Annotated in this window: 17 protein-coding genes; 10 read left to right on the top strand and 7 right to left on the bottom strand. The window is 33.8% G+C overall.

Going from position 1 to position 23,883, the window contains the following annotated elements; all coding sequences use genetic code 11:
• The first annotated feature begins 40 nt into the window (after nt 1–40).
• On the top strand, nt 41–562 hold the full coding sequence (locus C1H87_RS09530) for a hypothetical protein (RefSeq protein ID WP_102755583.1): 522 nt from the start codon (nt 41–43) through the stop codon (nt 560–562).
• Between the two features lie 670 nt (nt 563–1,232).
• The gene (locus C1H87_RS23565) at nt 1,233–1,667 is read left to right on the top strand and encodes a class I SAM-dependent methyltransferase (protein WP_233783410.1); all 435 of its coding nucleotides are present in this window, start codon (nt 1,233–1,235) and stop codon (nt 1,665–1,667) included.
• A gap of 238 nt (nt 1,668–1,905) precedes the next feature.
• Here the strand turns inward: C1H87_RS23565 and C1H87_RS09520 are convergent, their stop codons facing one another.
• The 5 genes from C1H87_RS09520 to C1H87_RS09500 all read right to left on the bottom strand — a co-directional run bounded on the left by C1H87_RS09520 (nt 1,906) and on the right by C1H87_RS09500 (nt 11,470).
• The gene (locus tag C1H87_RS09520) at nt 1,906–3,804 is read right to left on the bottom strand and encodes a TlpA family protein disulfide reductase (protein WP_102755581.1); all 1,899 of its coding nucleotides are present in this window, start codon (nt 3,802–3,804) and stop codon (nt 1,906–1,908) included.
• A gap of 245 nt (nt 3,805–4,049) precedes the next feature.
• A complete protein-coding gene (locus C1H87_RS09515; protein WP_102755580.1) occupies nt 4,050–5,069 on the bottom strand; it encodes a TlpA disulfide reductase family protein in 1,020 nt (339 codons plus the stop codon).
• 120 nt (nt 5,070–5,189) lie between these two features.
• The gene (locus C1H87_RS09510) at nt 5,190–6,695 is read right to left on the bottom strand and encodes a RagB/SusD family nutrient uptake outer membrane protein (RefSeq protein WP_102755579.1); all 1,506 of its coding nucleotides are present in this window, start codon (nt 6,693–6,695) and stop codon (nt 5,190–5,192) included.
• A gap of 25 nt (nt 6,696–6,720) precedes the next feature.
• Nucleotides 6,721–10,155 (bottom strand): SusC/RagA family TonB-linked outer membrane protein, encoded by a 3,435-nt coding sequence (locus C1H87_RS09505; RefSeq protein ID WP_158655173.1) that lies wholly within the window; start codon nt 10,153–10,155, stop codon nt 6,721–6,723.
• Between the two features lie 154 nt (nt 10,156–10,309).
• The gene (locus C1H87_RS09500; protein WP_102755577.1) at nt 10,310–11,470 is read right to left on the bottom strand and encodes a FecR family protein; all 1,161 of its coding nucleotides are present in this window, start codon (nt 11,468–11,470) and stop codon (nt 10,310–10,312) included.
• A gap of 90 nt (nt 11,471–11,560) precedes the next feature.
• Between C1H87_RS09500 and C1H87_RS09495 the strand changes: the two genes are divergently transcribed.
• Nucleotides 11,561–12,097, top strand: a complete 537-nt coding sequence (locus tag C1H87_RS09495) for an RNA polymerase sigma factor (RefSeq protein WP_102755576.1) — start codon at nt 11,561–11,563, stop codon at nt 12,095–12,097.
• A 59-nt stretch (nt 12,098–12,156) separates the two neighbouring features.
• Here C1H87_RS09495 and C1H87_RS09490 read toward each other — a convergent pair whose 3' ends face one another.
• Entirely contained in the window at nt 12,157–12,981 is an 825-nt protein-coding gene (locus C1H87_RS09490; protein WP_102755575.1) for a universal stress protein, read from the bottom strand.
• A 136-nt stretch (nt 12,982–13,117) separates the two neighbouring features.
• On the opposite strand from C1H87_RS09490, the gene rimP reads away from it, so the two are divergent.
• The 5 genes from rimP (at nt 13,118) to C1H87_RS23305 (ending at nt 18,530) form a co-directional block, all read left to right on the top strand.
• Complete coding sequence (rimP, locus tag C1H87_RS09485) at nt 13,118–13,579, top strand: ribosome assembly cofactor RimP (protein ID WP_102755574.1); 462 nt, start codon at nt 13,118–13,120, stop codon at nt 13,577–13,579.
• Nucleotides 13,580–13,592: 13 nt separating this feature from the next.
• On the top strand, nt 13,593–14,825 hold the full coding sequence (nusA, locus tag C1H87_RS09480) for a transcription termination factor NusA (protein ID WP_102755573.1): 1,233 nt from the start codon (nt 13,593–13,595) through the stop codon (nt 14,823–14,825).
• A gap of 31 nt (nt 14,826–14,856) precedes the next feature.
• The gene (gene infB, locus C1H87_RS09475) at nt 14,857–17,685 is read left to right on the top strand and encodes a translation initiation factor IF-2 (RefSeq protein WP_102755572.1); all 2,829 of its coding nucleotides are present in this window, start codon (nt 14,857–14,859) and stop codon (nt 17,683–17,685) included.
• Between the two features lie 373 nt (nt 17,686–18,058).
• The gene (locus C1H87_RS23310; RefSeq protein WP_158655172.1) at nt 18,059–18,211 is read left to right on the top strand and encodes a hypothetical protein; all 153 of its coding nucleotides are present in this window, start codon (nt 18,059–18,061) and stop codon (nt 18,209–18,211) included.
• Between the two features lie 133 nt (nt 18,212–18,344).
• A complete protein-coding gene (locus C1H87_RS23305; RefSeq protein ID WP_199769348.1) occupies nt 18,345–18,530 on the top strand; it encodes a phage tail protein in 186 nt (61 codons plus the stop codon).
• Nucleotides 18,531–18,727: 197 nt separating this feature from the next.
• Here C1H87_RS23305 and C1H87_RS09470 read toward each other — a convergent pair whose 3' ends face one another.
• Nucleotides 18,728–19,126 carry an SPOR domain-containing protein gene (locus C1H87_RS09470; protein WP_102755571.1) on the bottom strand — a complete coding sequence of 133 codons (399 nt, stop codon included), beginning with the start codon at nt 19,124–19,126 and terminating at the stop codon, nt 18,728–18,730.
• 215 nt (nt 19,127–19,341) lie between these two features.
• Here C1H87_RS09470 and C1H87_RS09465 point away from each other — a divergent pair, with 215 nt between their 5' ends.
• Together C1H87_RS09465 and C1H87_RS09460 are read left to right on the top strand one after the other, a co-directional pair.
• Nucleotides 19,342–20,640, top strand: coding sequence for a c-type cytochrome (locus C1H87_RS09465; RefSeq protein ID WP_102755570.1), 1,299 nt, complete (start codon nt 19,342–19,344; stop codon nt 20,638–20,640).
• Nucleotides 20,641–20,723: 83 nt separating this feature from the next.
• Nucleotides 20,724–23,855 (top strand): TAT-variant-translocated molybdopterin oxidoreductase, encoded by a 3,132-nt coding sequence (locus tag C1H87_RS09460; RefSeq protein ID WP_102755569.1) that lies wholly within the window; start codon nt 20,724–20,726, stop codon nt 23,853–23,855.
• The last annotated feature ends 28 nt before the right edge of the window (nt 23,856–23,883 follow it).

Genomic DNA, 23,883 nt, shown 5'->3' with positions numbered 1-23,883 from the left:
TAATTATGCGGCAAAATGGTTTGATAAATATAGATAAAGAATGAATATAAATTTTAAAAGATTAATTCCTCTAATAATACTATTGTTTCTAAGTATACATGTGTATTACAAATATAATATTTATAGAAAGAATTTTGATAATCCTAAAGTTGAGGAGTTATCAAATGCATTATCTATTCCAGTATTTAACTACGTAAGTCAATTTGAAAATAAAGACTTATGCGATTCAGATAATTTTAAGGACATGATTAATTGGGTTACTGAAAATTATTATGTGTTAGAAGAGTATCCTGATTTATTAGACTCAGGATATGAAATTAAATATCATAACAAAAGTGATAAGTACTTGTTTTGTCTTTACGGAGAAGATAAAATAAGTAGTTCAAATAATATTTCGATAATAGAAGGGCTTGATGAAAATGGTCTCTTCAGTAAAAAAAGGCCGTCCTTTATACAATATTATTTTAATTACTCAGATTATGATATTGTTCTATTTGGTTATTCACCGATTCCTCCTTTAAATGAAAATGGGAATAATAAAAATAAAACACTAGGCAGATAGTTTTTTTACACCATATACCGTTTAGTAGATTATTGCTCTCAGAGGTGTGTTAAATAATAAAATATTTTATGTGTTTGTTTTTCAGATGTTAAACATGTATTAGAGTAGTATATCTGTGTTTTCCTAAGAGGTGTTTTTCAATATATCAAGGGTAGGGTATAACAAATAATTGATTAGGACTAGTTTTACTTACTATTTGTGATGTTAGGAAAATGATTTGAGCTTTTGCACCAATCTCTTAAAGCTTTCTATAGGGAATAGAAAAAATTAAAGAAATACATTTGCATATGTAATTTCTGTAAAGCCATATAGTTGTTATGAATAAAAAAATTACATTTGTTTTTAGTTAAGCACACTTTTTAAAGTATATATGTATAATTATATAAAAAGAATTGCAAGAACTATTATCCCTAAAAGTTTTTTGTTTAAAAACGAGTTGTTTTTTCGTCAATTTTATGCGTTGTTTTATATTGGAACTAGACATCAGTGCAATATTTGTGGTAAAAAATTAAGGTCATTTGTTGGGGGAGTTTATGGAGGGGAATTATGTCCTTCTTGTGGTAGTTTGCCTAAGTCTAGACGGCTTTGGGATTTGTTAAAAGACGCAAATATTAAGGGCGAGGTATTGCATTTTTCTCCTTCAAGATGCTTGTATCGCAAATTTAAAAAAATGAAACATCTAAATTATATCAGTTCTGTTTATGATGGGGATTTTCTGGGTGATGAAAAATTTGATATAACAGGCATAGCAGTAGGAGACGATAAATTTGATTTTATTATTTGTTATCATGTGTTAGAGCATATAATAGATGACCAAAAGGCAATTTCTGAACTTTATAGGGTTTTAAAGCCAGAGGGAAGGATTTTTATACAAACACCTTTTAAGGATGGTGAGATATATGAAGATTCAAACATAACGTCTTCTGAAATGAGAAAAAAACATTTTGGGCAAGAAGATCACGTTAGGGTTTACTCTGTTAATGGTTTGGTAGATAGATTAGAAGCAGAAAAGTTTAAAGTTACAGTTTTAAACTTCGAAGCTTGTAATGAAGATTTTCGCCTTGGTTTTGAATCTCCAGAAAACGTACTTATAGTAAAAAAATAGCATTTAAAGATATTTTATGTCTTTGTTTTCGGATGTTTTTAAATGAATAACTATTAAAAAGAGGAAGCCTCAAAAGTCACCATATCGAGAAATCTAAGCTAAAACGGCTTTATATAAAGATTCTCGAATCTCGCTAAAATTCAGTTCGTAATAACGTATGGGTTTTTATGCTTTTGAGACCACCTCTTGTGTTAGAGTAGTATATCTGTGTTTTCCTAAGAAGTATTTTTACATGCCTTTAAGGGTTTGCCAAGCGAATCATTAAATCCATTTTTGTAATCAACGCATTATCTTGTCCAGCGCCACCACCAAGGGATTTGAATTTTACTTTTCCATTGGGAGCAATAACAATTTTAGTAGGGATGCTGTTTATATTATATTTTGAAGCTAGATCAAAACTCTTAGTGTCTTCATCCATAGTATCAAAAAGATTATTAAAATTGAACTTCTTTTTTACCATATAATTTGTCACTGTTTTTACCCTGTCTTCATAAGTTTTAAAGCCACTATCCAGTGTGTTTATAAATACAAAAACGATGTTTTCATTATCTTTGTATTTTTCTATTAACTTTTGCATGCCCGGAAACGATGCTTTACAAGGACCGCACCATGTAGCCCAAAAATCCAGAATAACTGTTTTTCCTTTTAATGAAGCCATTGTTACTTCTTTGCCATCAAGATTTTTTAAAGTAAAATCGGGAGCGTCTTCATTTAACATGGTTTTTTTAAGATATTCTAATTCTTTTTCAGCATATTTGTTTTCTATGTTGGCAACAGCCTCTTTAAGGTTTCCGTTAGGGTTAACATGCTTATATGCTTTTTTAAATGCCACAAGCATCTGATCGGTACCTGTTCCTTTGGTTAAGAATTCTGGAGCCTTGTCTGTTACTAATTTAAATTGATTATCAGCCATTAAATACTCAATATACTTATCGTTTAGATATAGGTTGTACCCATCTCTGATTAATAATTCTTGATGTTTTATCGCTTCTTTTAGATTTCCCTGTTTTAATGAGATGTTTATATAAGTCTCCAAAAACGCATCGTGTTTTTGGTTAAATTTCTCTTCATTCTCATTTTCGGTAAGAGAAAGTTGTTTTTGATAACCAGAAGATAACATGCCTCCTTTTGTTAACTCTACAGACTGTTTGGCGATATTAGAAATAAAGCCATCCACATTTTTTCCTGCGCTCAGTGCTTGGTTTACAATAGTGTTAAAAAATGACGCTTTTTCAAATGGAGATTCTATGAGATCCACATACGTGTGAAAAGCATCCATATTTCCAGCTTCATAGTACGCGATAGCTAATGCACTGATTCCAAAATTGAAACCTCCGTTTGTTTTAGCCTGTATTTGTTTAAATAGTTGTTCTTTTTTTACGACATCTTGAGTATTATAAAATTCGGAGGTTAGATTCTCTATTTTAATTTTACCATCAGGAAACTTACGGATCACCATTTTTTTTATAGAATCTGCAAGCTTTGGTTTTCCAATTAATTCATAGGTTTGTAATAATATTGAGTAGTCATTTTCATCTAGATCTTCTTTAGCTTCTAACTCCTTTATTTTTTCCTCCGCGGCTATTTTCATTTTAGCCTGGTCGTAAGTCCTAAGTATGTATAGGTAACTCAATTCATTTTTCTTTTTAAACTCTGGAAATGCTTCGAAGTCCTTTTCCAAAGCTTCAATTAATTGCGAGCCACTTCCTATTAGACCATAACTATATCCATGAGTCAATGGGTAATTTGCAATGGTACTATTGTTTCCTGATACCGTATTGCCATTAATATCATGTACTTTTAGAAGATATCCTTTTCCTTCATTACTGTCAAACTCACCGTTTACCTTAAATGTAAAGGCTATTGCTGAAATAGAATCTGGAATTGTTAGTACAGCTTTTTTATTTGTAAAATTGATATCGTAGGCATAAGCGTTATAATCTTTTAATTGATGGTAAAAACTTTCCATTTCTGGATCGTCCCCATGGTATGTAATTGTAAATGGTTCATTATGGGTGATCTTATCTGTAGAGATTTCAAAATCACCCAAAGTAAGTGGCGTTAATTCTTTTTTTTCTGCTTTGCAGGAGGTAAAAACAATAATGGAAATCAATACGTATAATAAGACTTTTTTCATTTTATGGGGTTTTATTTAATATTAGTTCTCTTTTTTAGAACAATTTTTAAAGGTTTAAATAAGGCAATTAATTAGTGAGACATGATAGTGGCTGTTTAAAAAGCAAATGGGGGTTTCTTTAAAAACAGCCTTAACTATCCGACTAACTCAAAAAGTATTCATTTCAATAAAGAATTTCTTGATATAAACTTTCTTCGAACCAAAATCTGGAGGAATTCTTTTTGATTAAAAAGCCATGGTACTAATTATTTTAATAGTTTATCTAATAATGGTTTTATTTCATTGCTGGAAGGTCTAGGAGCGTCCGGGTCTACTACATTTCCTTGAGGATCTAGTATAATAAATCTGGGAATGGCTTGAATTGCATAGTCTGGATATATTGTATGATTTTCTGGTGCTAACAATTGGATCCCTGTTAATTCTTCTTCTGTAACCAGAGCTCTCCACGGATCATAATTAGAAGGCCCATCTACTGAGATACCTACAAATTGGATGTTCTTGCCATGGTATGACTTCTCTAGTTCTTTTAAGGCGGGGAACTCTTTTTTACACGGTCCACACCAGGTTGCCCATAAATCTATATATACATATTTACCCTTTAAATCCTCTAAAGATGTAAGGCCTCCAGCATGATTTTCATAATTAACAAAATTTGGTGCTGGCTTCCCTATTAAATCATTTTTTGCTTTATTCATATTATACAAATAAACCATTGTGCCTTCAGTAAATTCAATAAATTCTTCCTGAAGCTCAATAAATGCAGTTCCTAAATTTTTATTCTCATCTACTAATTTTCTTATCTCATTTTTTAAACCTTCTATTTTTTTATAGAAGGTAATTGAATCGGTAGCAATAAACTTTTCTTCATCAGGTATCAACTCTTTTACTTTTTTTCTTCGTGCTTCCATATATATAGAACCTTGAATACCTGTTCCTTCAAATATTGCAGATTCATTTCCTTTAACATCATAATTAATAGTGATGTCGTCTCCATTTTTTAAATATAGAAGTATTGCCAAAGGATCTTTTCCTTGTTGTGAAAAAAAATACTCGCCTTCTTCTAGTTTTAATGTGTCTGAAAATGTGCCGTCAGGATTAAAATTGATTGTTGTTATAGAATCACCTTTAGATGTGTACTTTCGTAAAATAAGTTTATCAAAATCTATGTTTTTGAATGTTCCCGAAAGGGTTACATAATCTTTAGGAGCTTGTTTATTGCAAGATGTAAATAATACAATGGCTATTAACCAAATTGTGTGTTTCATAATTGATTTTTAATTTAAGCGTTTGGGGTTTTTAAAAAAAGTATACAATCTTTTTGCGATGAAATAAAACCCCAGTTTTAGACTTGTATTGCATATCAAAAACTGGGGTGTACTTAATTGCTAATAACCAGGGTTTTGTTCTACATTACCATTACTTACTTGAATGGAAGCAAATGGTATTGGGAAAATAAATTTGTCTGGATTCGTTGCTACTGCAACTTCATCTTCAACTTTAAAGCCAGCATTAAAACCACCATCTACAAAAGCATATCTAACTAGATCGAACCAAGACTGCCCGCCTTCAGAAAATAACTCAACCGCTTTTTCTAAACGTACAGCAGTTAGAAATTCATCTAAAGTTATACTTGCTGGGTATTCAACAAAACCATCTCCTCCAATCGTTGCACCTGCTCTTGCTCTAATGGCGTTTAAAGCAGCTAATGCTTCTGGAGTAACTGTACTATTTGCTCTAGCATCTGCCTCTGCATAAATTAAATAAACTTCTGCCATTCTCATATGCCTGATCATTTCAACAGTAGGAAACCCGCCATATTTGGTAACTCCAAAAACTCCAGAACCAGGAAAAAAGACCTCGGCAGTAAGTGCACTTGCTCTTTGCGTTCCATCAATGGTTATGGTTTGCCCACCTATTGTTACAGAACTGCTGGCCTGATCTTGTAATTTACTCGTAAGATTTAAAGGAAAACCACCAATTAATCTTACCGGGGTATTAAAAGCATTATTGCTATCACCAGCAGGTGTTGTTCCAAACAAAACTTCCGAACTTTCATATACCTCTGTTGAGGTAAGGTCTCCAAAAATGTCAAAATAAGCAGGTGTTAAAGAAAAATCTGATGGCGAACTATCAATAACCTCTTTAGCTAACATAGCAGCTTCTGTATATTGACCTTGATACAAAAGTATTTTTGCTTTTAATCCTTTTGCAAATGTTTTGTTTGCGTATTGTTTAGACCTATTATCGGGAGCATTGGCTATACCCGCGTCTAAATCTGAAATAATAGCAGTATAAGTTTCTGCAACTGTATTTCTTGGAAATGCCTCATCACTTTTAGCTGGTGTTGTTCTTACTGCAATTCCATAAGTTGATGTGACATCATAAAACTGGCCATAAGAACGCAACAAGTAGTAATGCCCTAATGCTCTTATTATTTTAGCCTCTGCAAGAAATTCTTCATATCTTTCTGGATTATCGAAATCGGTATCGGTTATCTTTTCCATACCTTCAATAAACCAATTAGCTCTATTAATGACATTATATAAGCTTTGATATGCAGTAGTTATAAATGGATTATTAGTATTAATATTATGTGAAGCCATGGTAGCAAAATCAACATTGATGGGGTCATCAAATGCTGTTGTTTGTGCAATATATCCACTTAAAAAATCAGGCAGCGTATATGCTAATGCGCCTTGGTTCTGTTCTGTTCCATATAACCCTACATAAACGCCAGCTAATACACTTTCTGCGCTTCTTTCATCGACTATTGTCTTTGATGCGTCTAAGCTTAGTAATGGTTGGAAATCGTCTAGATCATTTGCTAGCTCACAAGAATTTGATAGAAACATAAGGGGAGCCAGTAGAAAACTATATATTATTTTTTTCATATTTATAATCTTTATATTAAATATATTATAACCCTATATTAAGGGAAAAGGTGTAGGTTCTTGTATTAGGAGTGTTAATTCCAGTATCATTTGTTAAAGAAGAACTGGAATTGAGTGCAATTTGGCTTGGAACACTATTCGTAGGAATGTTTACGCCTACATCTTCAGGATCTAAACCTGGATAATTGGTGATTGAAAATAAATTATTACCAGTTACTGTAAATTGCACATTAGAGAGTCCTAATTTACTAATGATATCTTTTGGTAGACTATATGAAATAGAAGCAGATCTTAACTTAATATATGAGGCATCAACAACATCATACGAGCTTACTCCTCTAAAATAAGAAAAGGAGCCAAGACGTGCTAGAGAGGCATCCGTGTTGTCTTGAGCCCAGGTATCGAATACTCTTCTAGAGAAATTCTTACTCAAATCAATAGAACCAAATCCTGTTCTATCTGTGGTAAATATTCTTTCTATACCTTGCGCATAGGTCCAGTTTATATTACAACTCCAGTTTTTATACCTTATTTGGTTATTCCATCCTCCAAAGTAGTCTGGAATTCCACCGCCACCTAACGCAACCCTATCATCATCATTTAAAACATTATCTCCATTGGTGTCTTCAAAAATATAATCCCCTGGGGCTGTTAAAAAATCGTCGTATATACCGCTTGGAGATGCTGCATTTAAATCGTCAATTTCTTGTTGTTCTTGAGCAATTCTTGTAACATTAAACCCAAATATGGTGCCTATAGGGTTTCCTTCAGACACAGCATCTGTTCCGCTATCTGCATTGTATAGATTATCAACATTATTTTTTACTGTAGCAATATTAAAAGAGGAAGACCATGTAAAATCCTTGCTTCTAAAGATGTCGCCACCAAGTGTGAACTCCCAACCTTTATTACTTACATCGGCTACATTAGCATTAAACACAGCACTACCTGATTGCAATGTTATTGGCACGTTTAAAAGTAAACCGGAAGTGTTTTTTTCGTAATACCCAATTTCACCATATAATCTATTATTAAATAAAGCGAACTCTGTAGCCAGATCTAATTGATCTGTTTCTTCCCAACGAATATTTAGATTAGGAACCCCATTTGGTAATAAGCCTACGATGCCATTATAAATGGAGCCTCCAAAACCAGTTGAATTATAAAGGGCTAAATAGGCAAAATTTGCTGTGTTATCATTACCTGTTTTACCTAAAGAAGTTCTTACTTTTAGTTGGTTTATGGTCTTGCTGTTTTCTAAAAAAGATTCATTATGTATATTCCAGGCTAAAGCACCTGAAGGAAAAACGCCGTATTGATTACCTGGTCCAAATTGTGATGAACCATCTCTACGTATAGTGAACGTTGCTAAATACCGATCATCATATACGTAATTAACTCTACCAAAAATAGAATTCAAACCTTGCTCAATAGATCCATCATTACGAAAATCATTAAATTCAGCATTGCTGGGAGCTATTAAAATATAATCATCTGGAAAGCCTCTGTAACTCTCTTCAATACCATTTCTTTTGCTTGCATCCCATGATATACCAGCGACGGCATCTATTCGATGTATATCACTAATTGTTTTCGTATAATTTAATCTATTTGTAAATGTTGTTGTTGTTGATTCAACGTTAGAAAGCGCAAGTATAGCACCGGGTCTAGGGGAAAAATCAGCGGCATTTTGTATGACTCTTTCACTATCTGTGGTATTAAAACTATTCGTGTTACTTTCATTACGTGATACGTTTATTGAAGATCTAAATTTTAATCCGTCAGCTAATTTAAGTTCTCCGTATACAGATCCAAATATATTATGACTTACGGCTCTATTTCTGGTTTGATTACCTTCTCCTAAAAGTGTGAATGGTTTATCGTTTCCAAAAGTGAGGAACCTGTCTTGTATAGAAAAATTACCATTTTCATCAAAAGGAGATTGATCTGGCGTGTAATTAAATACATTTTCATAACTATCAAAATCCTTACTTCTATTAACCGAATGATTATAATTAACCGAAACACCTAGCTTTAAACGGTCGGTTACGTCAATATCTACATTGCTACCTAATGTATAGCGTTTAAAATTGCTTTCTATAAAAACACCATCTTGACTGGCGGTACCTAAAGAAAGGCTATAAGCTACGTTTTCCGAGCCACCACTAATATTAAGGTTGTGTCTAACCCAAGCTGCATTTTCATTGGTAATTACGTCCTGCCAATCAGTATCTGCATTGCCGAAAAAATTTGGATCATCAAGAACCTCGTCGGTAAAGCTATAAAAAAGGAAATTATCTCTTGATTCCTGTGCAAGATTGGTTACGAGTTCTCTATGCTCTGCGGCATTTAACAAATCATTTCTTCTGGCAATATTTTGTATGGTTGTGCTAACGTTATAAGAGATTCTTGGTGCTTGATTCTTTTTACCACGTTTTGTGGTAACAATAATAACCCCATTTGCAGCACGAGAACCATATATGGCAGTTGAAGATGCATCTTTTAAAATATCTATACGTTCTATATTACTAGGATCGATAGCTATTAATGGGTTTTCTGTGGAGACAGAGTTAATAAATCCATCATTAGTAACTGGGGATGTTACAAATGGGACACCATCTACAATATATAATGGTTGATTGTCACCACTAATCTGACTTAGACCTCTAATGTTTACAATAGTTTTAGAGCCTCCTGGCGCACCACCAGTAGTTTGAATATGTAACCCTGCTACTTGACCTACTAATGCCTGATCAAAACTTTGCGTTACAATTTGTTTAAGTTCTTCGGATTTAACTGATCCTACAGATCCTGTTAAATCTTCTTTTCTTGTAGTACCATAACCTACAACTAATACTTCATCTAATTGATTGGACGTTTGTAATGTAAAATTGTAAGTGGTTTGGTCTGCTGTAATTTTTTGATATATAGATTTATAACCAAGAGCTGTTACTGTTACAAAATAACCTACTTCTACTTCTAGAGAAAAAGTACCATCAAAATCTGTCGTGGTTCCTCTAATAAAAGTGGCATTGGCCGTATCGCCTGTAGATGGGTCTAAACCTGTAACATATAAAGACACACCAGGTAAAAAATCACCACTATCGTTTTTTACGCTTCCTTTAATGGTAATAGTTTCCTGTATTACAGTTCTTTTTTTCTTTTTAACAATAACAGTGTTATCTGTAAATTCATAAGTACAATGAATAGCAGACAGCCCTTTTTCTAATAAGGTTCCTGCCCTTATAACACCTTTTTTTAAAGAAATTGGTGGTGCATTCTTTATTAAATTATAACTATAAATAAATTTATAGTCAGTTTGTTCTTTAATAAGTTCAAAAATTTGCTCAACAGATATAATCTTGTCTGAATTGATGATAATTTGCGCATCTTGAGAAAACCCAGTTTTTGGGCTCAAACTAAATACTGTTGTGCATAATAAGAAAACAAAAATTCTCATAATAGCTTTAAAAAATCTTTGACTGTAAAAATCAAAGACATTGGTCAGTTTAATTTTCATAAATTTGTTTTGAATTAGTTAGACATTGTTTAATTGGTTCACTTTAAAGGGAATTTAGCTTCTGCCTGGTACGTATTAGCTTTATTCCTTTTTCCTATTCTATAGTTATAGTTTTATTTGTTATACTAAATTTGACTTCACCTGTTTTCTGAATTTTATTTAAGAGCACATCTATTTTATTGCTTCTGTTTAAAATACCAGAGAATACTAAGTTTTTCGTATCCGAATTTTTAAAAACGACATCAACATCATACCATCGGCTTAATGTTTTCATCATGTCTTCTAAGGTTTGTTTGCTAAATCTAAACTCTCCTTTTACCCAGCCTATTATGCTGTATACATCAGCCTCTGTAGTATGTATCTCATTAGATTCAATATTTAGCACCGCTTGTCTTGAAGGCGTTAACGTTTCTCTATTTGTGGCATTACCAACAACAACACTACCTTCAACTAGAGTAGTATAACTAAATGCTTCATCATTATATGCTCTTACATTAAACTCGGTTCCTAATACTTCAATGTCTTGTTTATTGGAAAGTACTTTAAAGGATGTGTTATTATTACTAGTGCTAGGGGTAACATCAAAAAAAGCTTCACCATAAATTAATTCTACAATTCTGGTTTCTTCTTTATCAAAATGAACAGGATATTTTAGCTTGGATTCTGAATTTAACCAAACCTGAGTTCCATCAGATAGTTTTACATAATATTGACCGCCTTTAGGGATTGTTAAATAATTATAAGCAGTTTTTGGATTTTTTGTAATAGGACTAGTATCGTAAATAAGTTCCTTACCATTGCTTTTTACATTATTTCCAATATATTCTTGTTCTTTTTCTAGTACAATTTCAGAGCCGTCATCTAAAGTTAAAGTGGCTTTGTCTGTACCTATGCTAATGTTGTTTTTAACTATTGAGTTATTCTCATTAACTACATGTTTTTTAGTTAAAAAGAAATATCCCATAGAAATTAATACTAACGCAGCTGCTGCATATTTGTATAGCCTGGTGATTTTATTTGGCTTACTGCTTTTAGACGTATCATTGTTATTGACATAAGATGCTTTGATGTTTGCCAATGAAGGCTTATGATCAAATTTGTTTTTAGAATTTATTAAATAGTTTATTTCAATAAACTCATTAAAATATGCCAAATTTTCTTCGCTCTTAAGCCAGGTCTTCAGTATTTCAGACTCTTTATCTGAAATAGTATTTTCAATTAATTTGAGGATTAACCTATCTATTTTATTGTTCACTTTTATTGTATTTATGAAAATGACGGAGTTTTAACAAAAAACCCTTGTTTTTTTTAATATTAAGTAAAAACCTTTAATATTGTTTATTAAATGGGGGATTTCAATATTTTATTAGCAGCTTTAAAAAATGGGGATGATCATGCCTTTGAAAAAATATATGCAGATCATTACGAATTGCTTTGTTTTTACCTCCTCAGCTATACGTCAGATAAAGCAAAAGTAGAAGATATTGTTCAGGAAACGTTTATAACCTTATGGTCTAAAAGAAAAGAAATAAACATAACAACTTCCCTTAAAAATTATTTAATAAGAATTGCTTATAACAAACTAACAGATACCTACAGGAAAAGTAAGAAAAAAGATGAAATGTTATCGTCTTATTACCAAACAGCTCTAATGCGTGCTATTAATTTAGATAATGATGAGAAAAATGAACGCCTTTTAAAGCTTGATAAATGTATTGATAAATTGCCAAAAAAATGCAGAGATGTATTTAAGGAAAATAAAATAAAGGGCATGAAGTATAGTCAGGTAGCAGAAAATATGAATATCTCAATTAAAACCGTGGAAGGCCATATAACAAATGCTTTTAGATTAATTAGAAGCTGTATGAAAGTGAATAGCTAAGTTTAAGTTAAATAGCAAATGGTGTTAATGATGGTAGTTTGTTGCTTGTTATAATAATATTATATTCTAAAAGTAATCACAGGACGTTTGGCATGATTTACCAAATCTTCGCTAATGCTACCGTTAAAGAAATGAGAAATACCCTGTCTGCCATGCGTACTCATACCAATCAAGTCGGCATTTATGGATTGGGAAAAATTCATAATACCTTTTTCAATACTAATGTCGTTATAAACGTTAATTGTATAATTTGAAAAGCCAAACCCCTCAACAAATGTCTTCATCCTATCTTTCGATTTAGCAGAAGTAATAAATTTATTGGGCGTATTAACCATAAGTAAATGCATTTTTGCTTTCAATATATTGGCAAAGTAAATAGCCTTTTCGAAAGTAGCTTTGCTTTCGTCTTTAAAATCTGAAGCAAATACAAAATCATTAATCTTAAAAGTTTCGTGCTCGTTTTTTACAACCAAAACAGGTGTTTCAGACGTACGAACCACCTTTTCGGTGTTACTGCCAATAAGCATTTCTCTTAAACCGCTTACGCCGTTAGACCCCATAATAACCAAGTCGATATCATGTTTTTTACAAACATGGAAAACACCCTTAAAAATTTCATGAAATTCTACAGTTTCATGTAGTTTTAGATCTTTTAAATATGCTTTGGCTTTTAATTCTTCAAATTGTTTATGCGCTAATTTCATAAAATACACAGCCTCAGGCAAATTGTTGTAAGAGCTTAAAGGGTCTACCTGCTGTATAGGCATTTCAAGTATGTGTAACAGATAAATTTCGCAATGATGTTTCTTTGCCAACAAAGCTGCTACTTTTAAAGCATTTTCAGCTTGCGTTGAAAAGTCGGTTGGAACGAGTATTTTTTTCATAAAGCGACAGGTAAGATATATCTAAATTTATGAAATATTCCTTTAAAAATCAATAAAATATTATATATTTGCACCGTTGTAAGGCGAAATTAAAGTAAATGAGGGGACGAAAAGTCCCCTCTTTTTATACTAAAAAATGTTTAAGAGTACTGTTACAGACTTATTGGAGGCTGCGTTAATTGAAAGGCCAGATTTATTTCTTATAGATTTTACTATTCAGGGAGATAATCAAATTAAAGTAATAATAGATGGAGACAATGGTGTTTTGGTTGAGGACTGTATGTTCATAAGCAGAGCCATTGAGCATAATCTTGATAGGGAGGAACAGGACTTTTCTTTAGAAGTTATGTCTGCTGGAGCAACATCGCCGTTAGTTCACAAACGACAGTACAAAAAGAATTTAAACAGGGTGCTTAAAGTAAAGATGGCTTCCGATGAATTGGAAGGAACACTTACAGAAGCAACTGATAATGATATTAAATTAGAATGGAAAGTTAGAGAGCCTAAACCCATAGGGAAAGGTAAAGTAACTGTTAAGAAAGAAGCGAATATCGCTTACGAAAATATTGTAGAAGCTAAAGTTATGATTAAATTTTAAATCAAAAAGAGTTATGGAGAATATCGCGTTAATTGAATCTTTTTCAGAATTCAAAGACGATAAGCTAATTGACAGAGTAACGTTAATGGCAATTTTAGAAGATGTATTTAGAAGTGCCTTAAAGAAGAAGTATGGTGATGATGACAATTTTGATATTATTGTAAATCCAGATAAAGGAGATTTAGAAATATGGAGAAATAGAGTTGTAGTTGGAGATGGAGAAGTAGAGGAACCTAACCAAGAGATTTCATTATCTGAAGCTCGAAAAATTGAGCCCGATTTTGAAGTAGGAGAAGATGTGTCTGAAGAAGTAAAGCTTATTGATTTAGGAAGAAGAGCTATTTTGGCGTTACGTCAAAACTTAATTTCTAAAATTCATGAGCACGATAACACCATAGTTTATAAACAATTTAAAGATTTAATTGGAGAAATATACACAGCAGAAGTACACCATATTCGCCATAGAGCGGTTATTTTGCTAGACGATGAAGGTAACGAAATTGTACTGCCAAAAGACAGACAAATACCTTCAGATTTCTTTAGAAAAGGAGATAATGTAAGAGGTGTTATTGATGCCGTAGAACTTAAGGGAGCAAAACCAACGATTATAATGTCTAGAAGTTCCCCTGTATTTTTGGAGAAATTGTTTGAACAGGAAATTCCAGAAGTTTTCGATGGTTTAATTACCATTAAGAACGTAGTTAGAATCCCTGGAGAAAAAGCAAAAGTGGCTGTAGACTCTTACGATGACAGAATAGATCCTGTTGGAGCATGTGTTGGTATGAAAGGGTCTAGAATTCATGGAATCGTTCGCGAATTAGGTAATGAAAACATTGATGTAATTAATTATACAAATAATTTACAATTATTTATTACAAGAGCATTAAGTCCTGCAAGAGTAACTTCAATAAAGTTGAATGAAGAAGCAAAAAGGGCTGAGGTTATATTAAAACCAGAAGAAGTAAGTAAAGCGATTGGTAGAGGTGGACATAATATACGTCTAGCTGGTCAATTAACTGGTTACGAGATTGATGTGTTTAGAGAAGGAGCTGAGGAAGATGTGGAATTAAATGAGTTCTCTGATGAAATAGAAGGATGGATTATTGAAGAGTTTAGTAAGGCTGGATTAGATACAGCAAAAAGTATTTTAGAGCAAGAAGTAAACGATTTAGTAAAAAGAACAGACTTAGAAGAAGAAACAATTAATGAAGTTATTAGAATTTTAAAAGAAGAATTCGAAGAATAACATATATATTTGAGTATTTTAAAGGCGATTTATGGCTGAAACAATTAGATTAAATAAAGTATTACGCGAGCTTAATATCTCTTTAGATCGTGCCGTAGAATTTTTAGATTCTAAAGGTATTGAAATAGAGAAACGACCCACTACAAAAATTTCAGAAGAAATATACAGTGTTCTTTCTAATGAATTTCAAGTTGATGCTAACAAAAAAGTGGCATCGAAAGAGGTTGGTGAAGCTAAGATAAAAGAGAAAGAAGTGTTGCGAGAGCAACGCGAGCGTGAGCTTGAAGAGAAACAAAAAGTAACAGCCAGAAAAGATGAAGTAGTTAAAGCTGCTGCAGCACTTTCAGGACCTAAAAAAGTTGGTAAAATAGATTTAGATCCAAAAAAGAAAAAAGCAGAACCAGTTTCTAACAAAACAGAAAAGGTAGAAGAACCTAAAACGCCCGAAAAACCAGCTGTTAAAAAAGAAGTAGCGGAACCTGCGAAGCCTGTTGTTAAAAAAGAGGAGGTCAAAGCGGTAAAAGAAGAAGTAAAAGCTGTTAAGAAAGAGGTTAAAACAGAGAAACCTAAAGTTGTCGTAGAGAAAAAAGCTGAAGAAAAGAAGGAAGAAAAACCTAAAAAGCAGATTTTAAACGAAGCTGGAGAACTTGTTCCAGATGAAAGAGTAGAAACACAGTACAAAAAACTAACAGGTCCAAAAATAGCTGGCGATAAAATAGATTTATCCAAATTTGTTAAGCCAAAGAAAAAGAAAGAAGAAAAGAAACCAGAAGCCAAAGCTGGTGAAGCAGGAGCTGCTAATAAGAAAAAACGTAGACGTATTAGCAAAGCTGGCGGACCGCAATCTGGGAACAATCAAGGAGGAGGAAATAGACAAGGAGGAAGGTCTGGAGGAAACGATAGATTTAAAGGAAAACCAGGTCAAGGTCGTCGTCACATTGTAAAAGAAGAGCCTAGTGAAGAAGATGTAAAAAAACAAGTGCGGGAAACACTTGAAAAACTTCAAGGAAAATCTTCAAAAGGTAAAGGAGCAAAATACAGAAGAGATAAAAGAGATCAGCATAGAGAACAAACTGAGATCGATCAGCAAATAGAAGCAGCAGAAAGTAAAATTCTTAAAGTTACAGAGTTTGTAACCGCAAGTGAAGTTGCTACTATGATGGATGTATCTGTTACCCAAATTATTTCGGCATGTATGTCGTTAGGTATGATGGTAACCATGAATCAGCGTTTAGATGCCGAAACATTATCTATCGTAGCAGAAGAATTCGGTTATCAAGTAGAGTTTGTAACTGCAGATATCGAAGAGTCTATTGAAGAAGTAGAAGATAAAGAAGAAGATTTAAAATCACGTGCACCTATAGTAACTGTAATGGGACACGTAGATCATGGTAAAACATCGCTTCTGGATTATATACGTAAAGAAAATGTAATTGCAGGTGAGTCTGGTGGAATTACCCAACACATTGGAGCTTATGGTGTAGAACTGGAAGGCGGACAAAAAATAGCGTTTTTAGATACACCAGGTCACGAAGCCTTTACGGCGATGCGTGCTCGTGGTGCACAAGTTACAGATATTGCGATTATTGTAGCTGCTGCAGACGACGATATCATGCCACAAACCAAAGAGGCGATATCTCACGCACAAGCAGCAGGAGTCCCTATTGTTTTTGCAATTAATAAAATAGATAAGCCAGATGCCAATCCAGATAAGATTAAAGAAGGATTAGCACAAATGAATCTTTTAGTTGAAGATTGGGGTGGAAAAATTCAATCCCACGATATTTCGGCTAAAGTGGGAACAGGAGTAAAAGAACTATTAGAAAAAGTATTGCTTGAGGCTGAGTTATTAGAGCTAAAGGCAAATCCAGATAAACAAGCTGTAGGTACAGTTGTAGAAGCCTTCTTGGATAAAGGTCGTGGTTATGTATCAACTATTTTGGTACAGGCAGGAACACTAAAAGTTGGTGATTATGTATTAGCAGGTCAACACAGTGGTAAAGTGAAAGCAATGCATGACGAACGAGGAAATGATGTTGAAGCTGCGGGACCTTCTACACCTGTTTCTATTCTAGGTTTAGATGGTGCGCCACAAGCGGGTGATAAATTTAATGTGTTTGCAGATGAGCGTGAAGCTAAGCAAATTGCATCAAAGAGAGCGCAGTTGCAAAGAGAACAATCTGTTAGAACACAACGTCATATTACGCTTGACGAGATTGGTCGTCGTATAGCACTTGGTGATTTCCAAGAATTAAATATCATCCTTAAAGGTGATGTGGATGGTTCGGTAGAAGCATTAACAGACTCATTCCAAAAACTGTCTACAGAAGAAATTCAAGTTAATATCCTGCATAAAGGGGTTGGAGCCATTACGGAAAGTGACGTATTGTTAGCATCAGCATCCGATGCTATTATAGTCGGGTTTAATGTGCGTCCTGTAGGAAATGCTAGAATGATTGCCGATAAAGAAGAAATCGACATTAGAACATATTCTATTATTTACGATGCCATTAACGATCTTAAAGATGCGATGGAAGGCATGTTGTCGCCAGAACTTAAAGAAGAAATTACTGGTACAGCAGAGATTAGAGAAATATTTAAAGTATCTAAAGTTGGAAGCATTGCAGGTTGTATGGTAACTAATGGTAAAATATTAAGATCATCTAATATTCGCTTAATTAGAGACGGTGTAGTTGTTTATACTGGCGAATTAGTATCGTTAAAACGATTCAAGGATGATGCTAAGGAAGTTAGTAAAGGTTACGACTGTGGTATGCAAATTAAAAACTACAACGATATTAAAGAAGGAGATATTATTGAAGCCTTCCATGAAGTTGAGGTTAAAAAGAAACTTAAATAATACATATATTTTGTTTTGATGGCGGAACGGTTAATTAAGTGTTCCGTCTCAAAAAGAAGTTTTAAACACTGGAGCGACCAAATTTTGGTCGCTCCAGTGTTTTTTGTCTATAATTTATACTGGATAATGTATAATTATTCACCGCTTTTTTAATTATGTATTTATGATATAAAAACTTAAATTAATAAGAGGTTTTGAGTTGTATTGTTATAGAATTAAATAAGCTTGTATTTATATGTTAAAATATTAATATAAGCGTAAGATTTGGTTTTTTTAAAAGGTCATTTTATACCTACAATGTTAACATATAATACACCATAATTATATATGTTTTTTTTAATTTTATCTTAATTAATTAAAACTCTCAAATCCAATGAACTTTCTTAAGGGGAAAAACAGCAAAAAAGACGACGTTATAAACAAATATGTAGATATGTTTACTACAGGCTTGGCAGCAATTTTTACTGCTGGTATTTTTTATGGGGCATATATTATTTACAACTGGTTGATGGACGATTTTTTTTAAGAGTACATTCACTAAAAAATGTTTTATTGGCTGATAAGCGGGGTTAAAATCAACATTAATTAAGTAGAGAAAAAGATCGTTGTTTTTTTGTGAGGTGATTTCAATATTTTGGTATTGTAAATTCTAAATCATTATGGAAATCAGGCTCTCAATTTTAGTATTATTCCTCATGTTTTCAATTAGCAGCAATTTGGCATCTTCTATTTGTTGGATTAACGGAATCACTTATAATGGTGATGGAAGGACTACCTTTGCTTTGCCAAATCTAAAGGTAGAACACCGTTACATACTGGTGGAAGGTGTAACCTATGTCAATTAGCTTAGTGCAACAAGGATGTCTGGAATCTATCGATCCTAATGAGGTGAATATACCTAAGAAAGAATCTGAAAACACTAAAAAAGTTAGGTTTTTGAGAAATAATAGTGCGTATGAGTAAGTTCAAGCACGGTCACCATTTCTTGGTGTTAAATATATAATTATGTTTCGTAGGATTTATTCTTCAATAAATTAAATAACTAGCTTTTCTTTTTTTTAGGTTTAAAAATAAAAGCTGTAGGAAATTTTCTTTTAATTTTTTTTAGTGCTCTGTCGGCTTCTAATCGAGTTCTAAAATTTCCTGCCCAAATTTTAAAGTTCGGAGACTCATATTGAATAGTAGGAGTCCAATTTGTAAACGATTCTCTAAAGTCTTTTTTAGCATTTTGGGCACCACCACGATTGCCAGAATAGATTTGAATTTTATAGCGTTTAGAATCGTTTTCTTTTTTGTTCATTGTCTTCTTAAGATCCAGTAAAGTCGCTATTTTACTATCCTGATTGATAGTTGCCTCACCCTGCTGCGCAAAGCAATAAGTGGAAGTAATTGCAAAACAAATAATGCTTAAAAAACTAATTTTTAGATTCAATGATTTCATGTTTTAAAATATATTTATACAAATGTATACGTTATAAAATTAAATGTGGCTCTTTTTGTTATTTAGAATCTATCTAAATTAGCAATATCACTTCTGTAACATTTCTAAAATCGACTTTAAATATTACTTTTGCCAGAGATTTTACAACTATGGTTTTTTTTATTATAATATGAGAAAAATCATGCCAAAGTTAAGAAGTTAATTTAACCAACAATATGAGAAAGGTGATTCACCGTAAATTGGGCTCAAACGTTTTCGGTTTAAGCTTGATTATTTTATTAGCGTTTACAGCCTCCTTTTCTGCTCAGGAAGGGGATTCAGCAAAAGGGAAAGCTTTATTTAATGCCAATTGTGCTGCTTGTCATCAATTAGATAAAAAAATGACAGGTCCTGCATTGCGCCATGTTGAACAACGTTTGTCTGACGAACAAGGTCTAGACAGAGAGTGGCTTTATGCTTGGATTCGTAACAGTGCTGGAGTAATAAAGTCTGGCGATGCATATGCAAACAAAATCTATAATGATTTCGGCGGTGCGGCCATGACGGCATTTCCGCAATTATCTGATGATGATTTAAATAATATTTTAGCCTATACTGCTCAAGAAAAAGCAGCTCCGGCGGTTCCAGCTGCTACGGCTGCAGGAACAGGATCGGCAACTTCTAATACCGGAGGTATTTCAAACGAGCTTATTTTAGGAGCCTTAGCTATTTTGTTCATTCTGTTAGCAATTGGGTTGTATGTAGTAAATAAAACATTACGTCGTTTCGCTGCAGCTCAAAATATAGAATTGCCGGATACAGAAAGAACCCCATTATGGAAAGCATTTGTTAAGAATCAATTCTTAATGTTGGTAACAGCAATATTCTTTTTGCTTGCCAGTGCATATTTCGCTTTTGGTTACTTTATGCAAATTGGTATCGATCAAGGATATCAACCAGTACAGCCAATACACTATTCACATAAAATACATGCTGGCGATAACGGTATCGATTGTAAGTATTGCCACTCTTCTGCAAGAGTAAGTAAAACATCAGGTATTCCTTCATTAAATGTTTGTATGAACTGTCATAAATCTATTTACGAAGTAGCTCCAGAAACGTTGGCAGAAGGAAAAGCAATTGGAGTAGATTATAACGAAGAAATTAAAAAATTATACGCAGCAGTAGGATGGGATGATGCAGAGCAAAAATATACTGGAAACTCTCAACCGGTAAAATGGGTGCGTATTCATAACTTGCCAGACTTTGTTTACTTTAACCACTCGCAACACGTTAGCGTTGCAGGAGTTGAGTGCCAAACTTGTCACGGACCAGTTGAGGAAATGGAAGTTATGTACCAACACGCGCCATTAACAATGGGTTGGTGTATAGAGTGCCACAGAACAACAAATGTTGATGTGAAAGACAATGCTTACTATACTAAGATACATGAAGAATTATCTAAGAAGTATGGTGTAGAGAATTTAACAGCTGCTCAAATGGGTGGTCTGGAATGTGGTAAATGTCACTACTAAACAATTAAATGTCACACTGAGCGCAGTCGAAGTGCTTGTGAAAGTGAAACAATAAATAATAAGAAGTAATTCAATTATATAATATGTCATCAAACAAGAAATACTGGAAAAGTGTTGAAGAGCTAAACGAGAATAGCTCTATTGTTGAGACGCTAAAACAAAACGAGTTTGTAGAAGAGATTCCTACTGATGAATTTTTAGGTGATAAAGATACATTAGAAGCATCATCTACAACGCGTCGCGATTTCTTAAAATATGTAGGTTTTAGTACTGCAGCTGCTTCATTAGCGGCTTGTGAAGGTCCTGTTAAAAAATCTATTCCATACGTTGTACAACCAACGGAAATTATTCCTGGTGTTGCCAACTATTATGCAACTACCATTGCAGACGGATTCGATTTTGCGAGTGTTTTAGTTAAAACCAGAGAAGGTCGTCCAATTAAAATTGAAAATAACACTATGGCAGCTACCAATGGTAGTGCTAATGCCAGAGTGAATGCATCAGTTTTAGGTTTGTATGACAGTTTAAGAGTTCAAAGTCCTAAGAAAGCAGGAGAATCTATTTCTTGGAGTGCTTTTGATTCTGAAACAACCCAGAAATTAGCAGAACTAAGTGGTGCTGGTCAGGAGATTGTGTTATTAACACAAACATATGCAAGTCCATCTACAAGTAAGCTAATTTCAGAATTCAAAGAAAAATATGGTAACGTTCGTCATGTAGTTTATGATGCTGTTTCAGAATCGACTGCATTAGATGCTTACCAAGCTAAATACGGAGAGCGTGGATTAGTAAGTTACGATTTCGCTAAAGCCATGACTATCGTTTCTGTTGGAGCCGATTTCTTAGGAGATTGGCAAGGTGGTGGATTTGATTCTGGATATGCTAAAAACAGAGTGCCAGATCATGGTAAAATGTCACGTCATATTCAGTTTGAGTCTAATATGTCTTTAACTGGAGCCAATGCAGATAAACGTGTGCCATTAACACCAACCCAACAAAAATTAGCTTTAGCAAAATTATATAGCCTGGTTACCGGTAATAATGTTTCGGTAAATGGTTTGCCAGAGAAAGTAGAAGCAGCAATTAAAGGTGCAGCTTCGCAGCTTAAGAAAGCAGGAAGTAATGGTGTTGTAGTTACAGGAATTCAAGATGTAAATGCACAAACCGTTGCTTTAGAAATAAACGAAGCATTAGCGAGTAAAGCTTTCGATAAAGATACCCCTATTAAAACAAGACAAGGTAACGATAAGGCAGTTGATGCGTTAGTTACTGATATGAAAGCAGGTAAAGTTGGAGCAATTATAATGAGTGGTGTAAATCCAGTTTATACTTTACCAAACGCTGCTGATTTTGTTGAAGGGTTAAAAAAGACAAAATTATCTGTTACGTTTTCTATGAAAATAGACGAAACGTCATCAGAAACACAATATGTTGCAGCAGCACCTCATTACTTAGAATCTTGGGGAGATGTTGAGATTAAAAAAGGACATTATGCGTTAACACAACCAACTATTCGTCCTTTATTCGATACCAGACAATTTCAAGAAGCTTTATTAAAATGGACAGGAAATGATGTTTCTTACCATGATTACATAAAAGATGCTTGGGGTACAGGTATACTAGGCGGTGGTTCTTTTAACAAAGCGTTACACGATGGTGTATTTGTTGGAACGATTGCTACTGAAACTGTTGAGACTGCGGGGCCAGCCTCTGAAGCTTCTGCCTCAGATGCTACAGAAGAGTCTGCCGAAACAGCAGCGCCTTCTGGAAATGCAGCCAGAGCATTAGCAACTTCTGCAAAAAGTAACGGATTAGAATTAACCTTATATACAAAAGTAGGTATGGGTGATGGACAACAAGCCAACAACCCATGGTTACAAGAATTTCCAGATCCAATTACAAGAGCATCTTGGGATAATTACCTAACCATTTCAAAAGCAGATGCAGACGAAAAAGGGTTAGAGAATACTCATGTAGCAAACGGTGCTTTAAATGGTAGTTATGCTAACGTTACGGTAAATGGAGCAACTATTACTGTTCCTGTAATGATTCAACCAGGACAAGCTAAAGGTTCTGTTGGACTGGCATTTGGTTACGGAAAAACCAAAGGTTTAAAAACCGAAATGCAAACAGGTGTAAACGCCTATAAACTATATCAAGGATTCAATACTGTTCAAAATGTAACTATTGAGCCTGTTGCCGGAGAGCATGAGTTTGCTTCGGTACAATTACACAATACCCTAATGGGGCGTGGTGATATTGTAAAAGAAACCACTTTAGAAGTATTTAATACTAAAGATAAGAAACACTGGAATGCCGTTCCTGTAGTATCCTTAAACCATAAGGAAACTCCAGTAACATCACCAGATGTTGATTTATGGGATGAGTTTGATCGTTCTATCGGACATCACTTCAACTTATCAATCGATTTAAATGCCTGTACAGGTTGTGGTGCTTGTGTGATTGCTTGTCATGCAGAAAACAATGTACCAGTAGTAGGAAAAACTGAAGTGCGTCGTAGCCGTGATATGCATTGGTTACGTATTGATAGATACTATTCATCAGAAGAGTCATTTGAAGGTGATAATACTAAAAAGGATAATATATCTGGATTAGGTAGTTCATTAAGTGAGTTTGGTGAAATGGAAAACGCTTCAGAGAACCCTCAAGTAGCATTCCAACCGGTAATGTGCCAGCACTGTAACCACGCACCTTGTGAAACAGTATGCCCTGTGGCTGCAACATCGCACGGTCGTCAAGGTCAAAACCATATGGCATATAACCGTTGCGTAGGTACAAGATATTGTGCTAACAACTGTCCTTATAAAGTACGTCGTTTCAACTGGTTCTTATACAACGGAAATGATGAGTTCGATTATCATATGAATGATGACTTAGGACGTATGGTATTAAACCCAGATGTAGTAGTACGTTCTCGTGGTGTGATGGAAAAATGTTCTATGTGTATTCAAATGACACAGAAAACGATTCTTGATGCTAAACGTGATGGACGTAAAGTAGGAAAAGATGAGTTCCAAACAGCATGTTCTGCAGCATGTAGTAGTGGTGCTATGACGTTTGGAGACATCAACGATAAGGAAAGTAAAGTTGCAAAACTTAAGGAAGATAATCGTATGTATCACTTATTAGAGCACGTAGGAACAAAACCAAACGTGATCTATCAAACGAAAGTGAGAAATACAACCGAAGCATAAAATTAATTAAGAAACAATTATAAAAGGA

Origin of the sequence: Flavivirga eckloniae, from assembly GCF_002886045.1 — a bacterium.
GTDB classification, from domain to species: domain Bacteria; phylum Bacteroidota; class Bacteroidia; order Flavobacteriales; family Flavobacteriaceae; genus Flavivirga; species Flavivirga eckloniae.
This window is presented reverse-complemented; position numbering and strand designations above follow the sequence as displayed.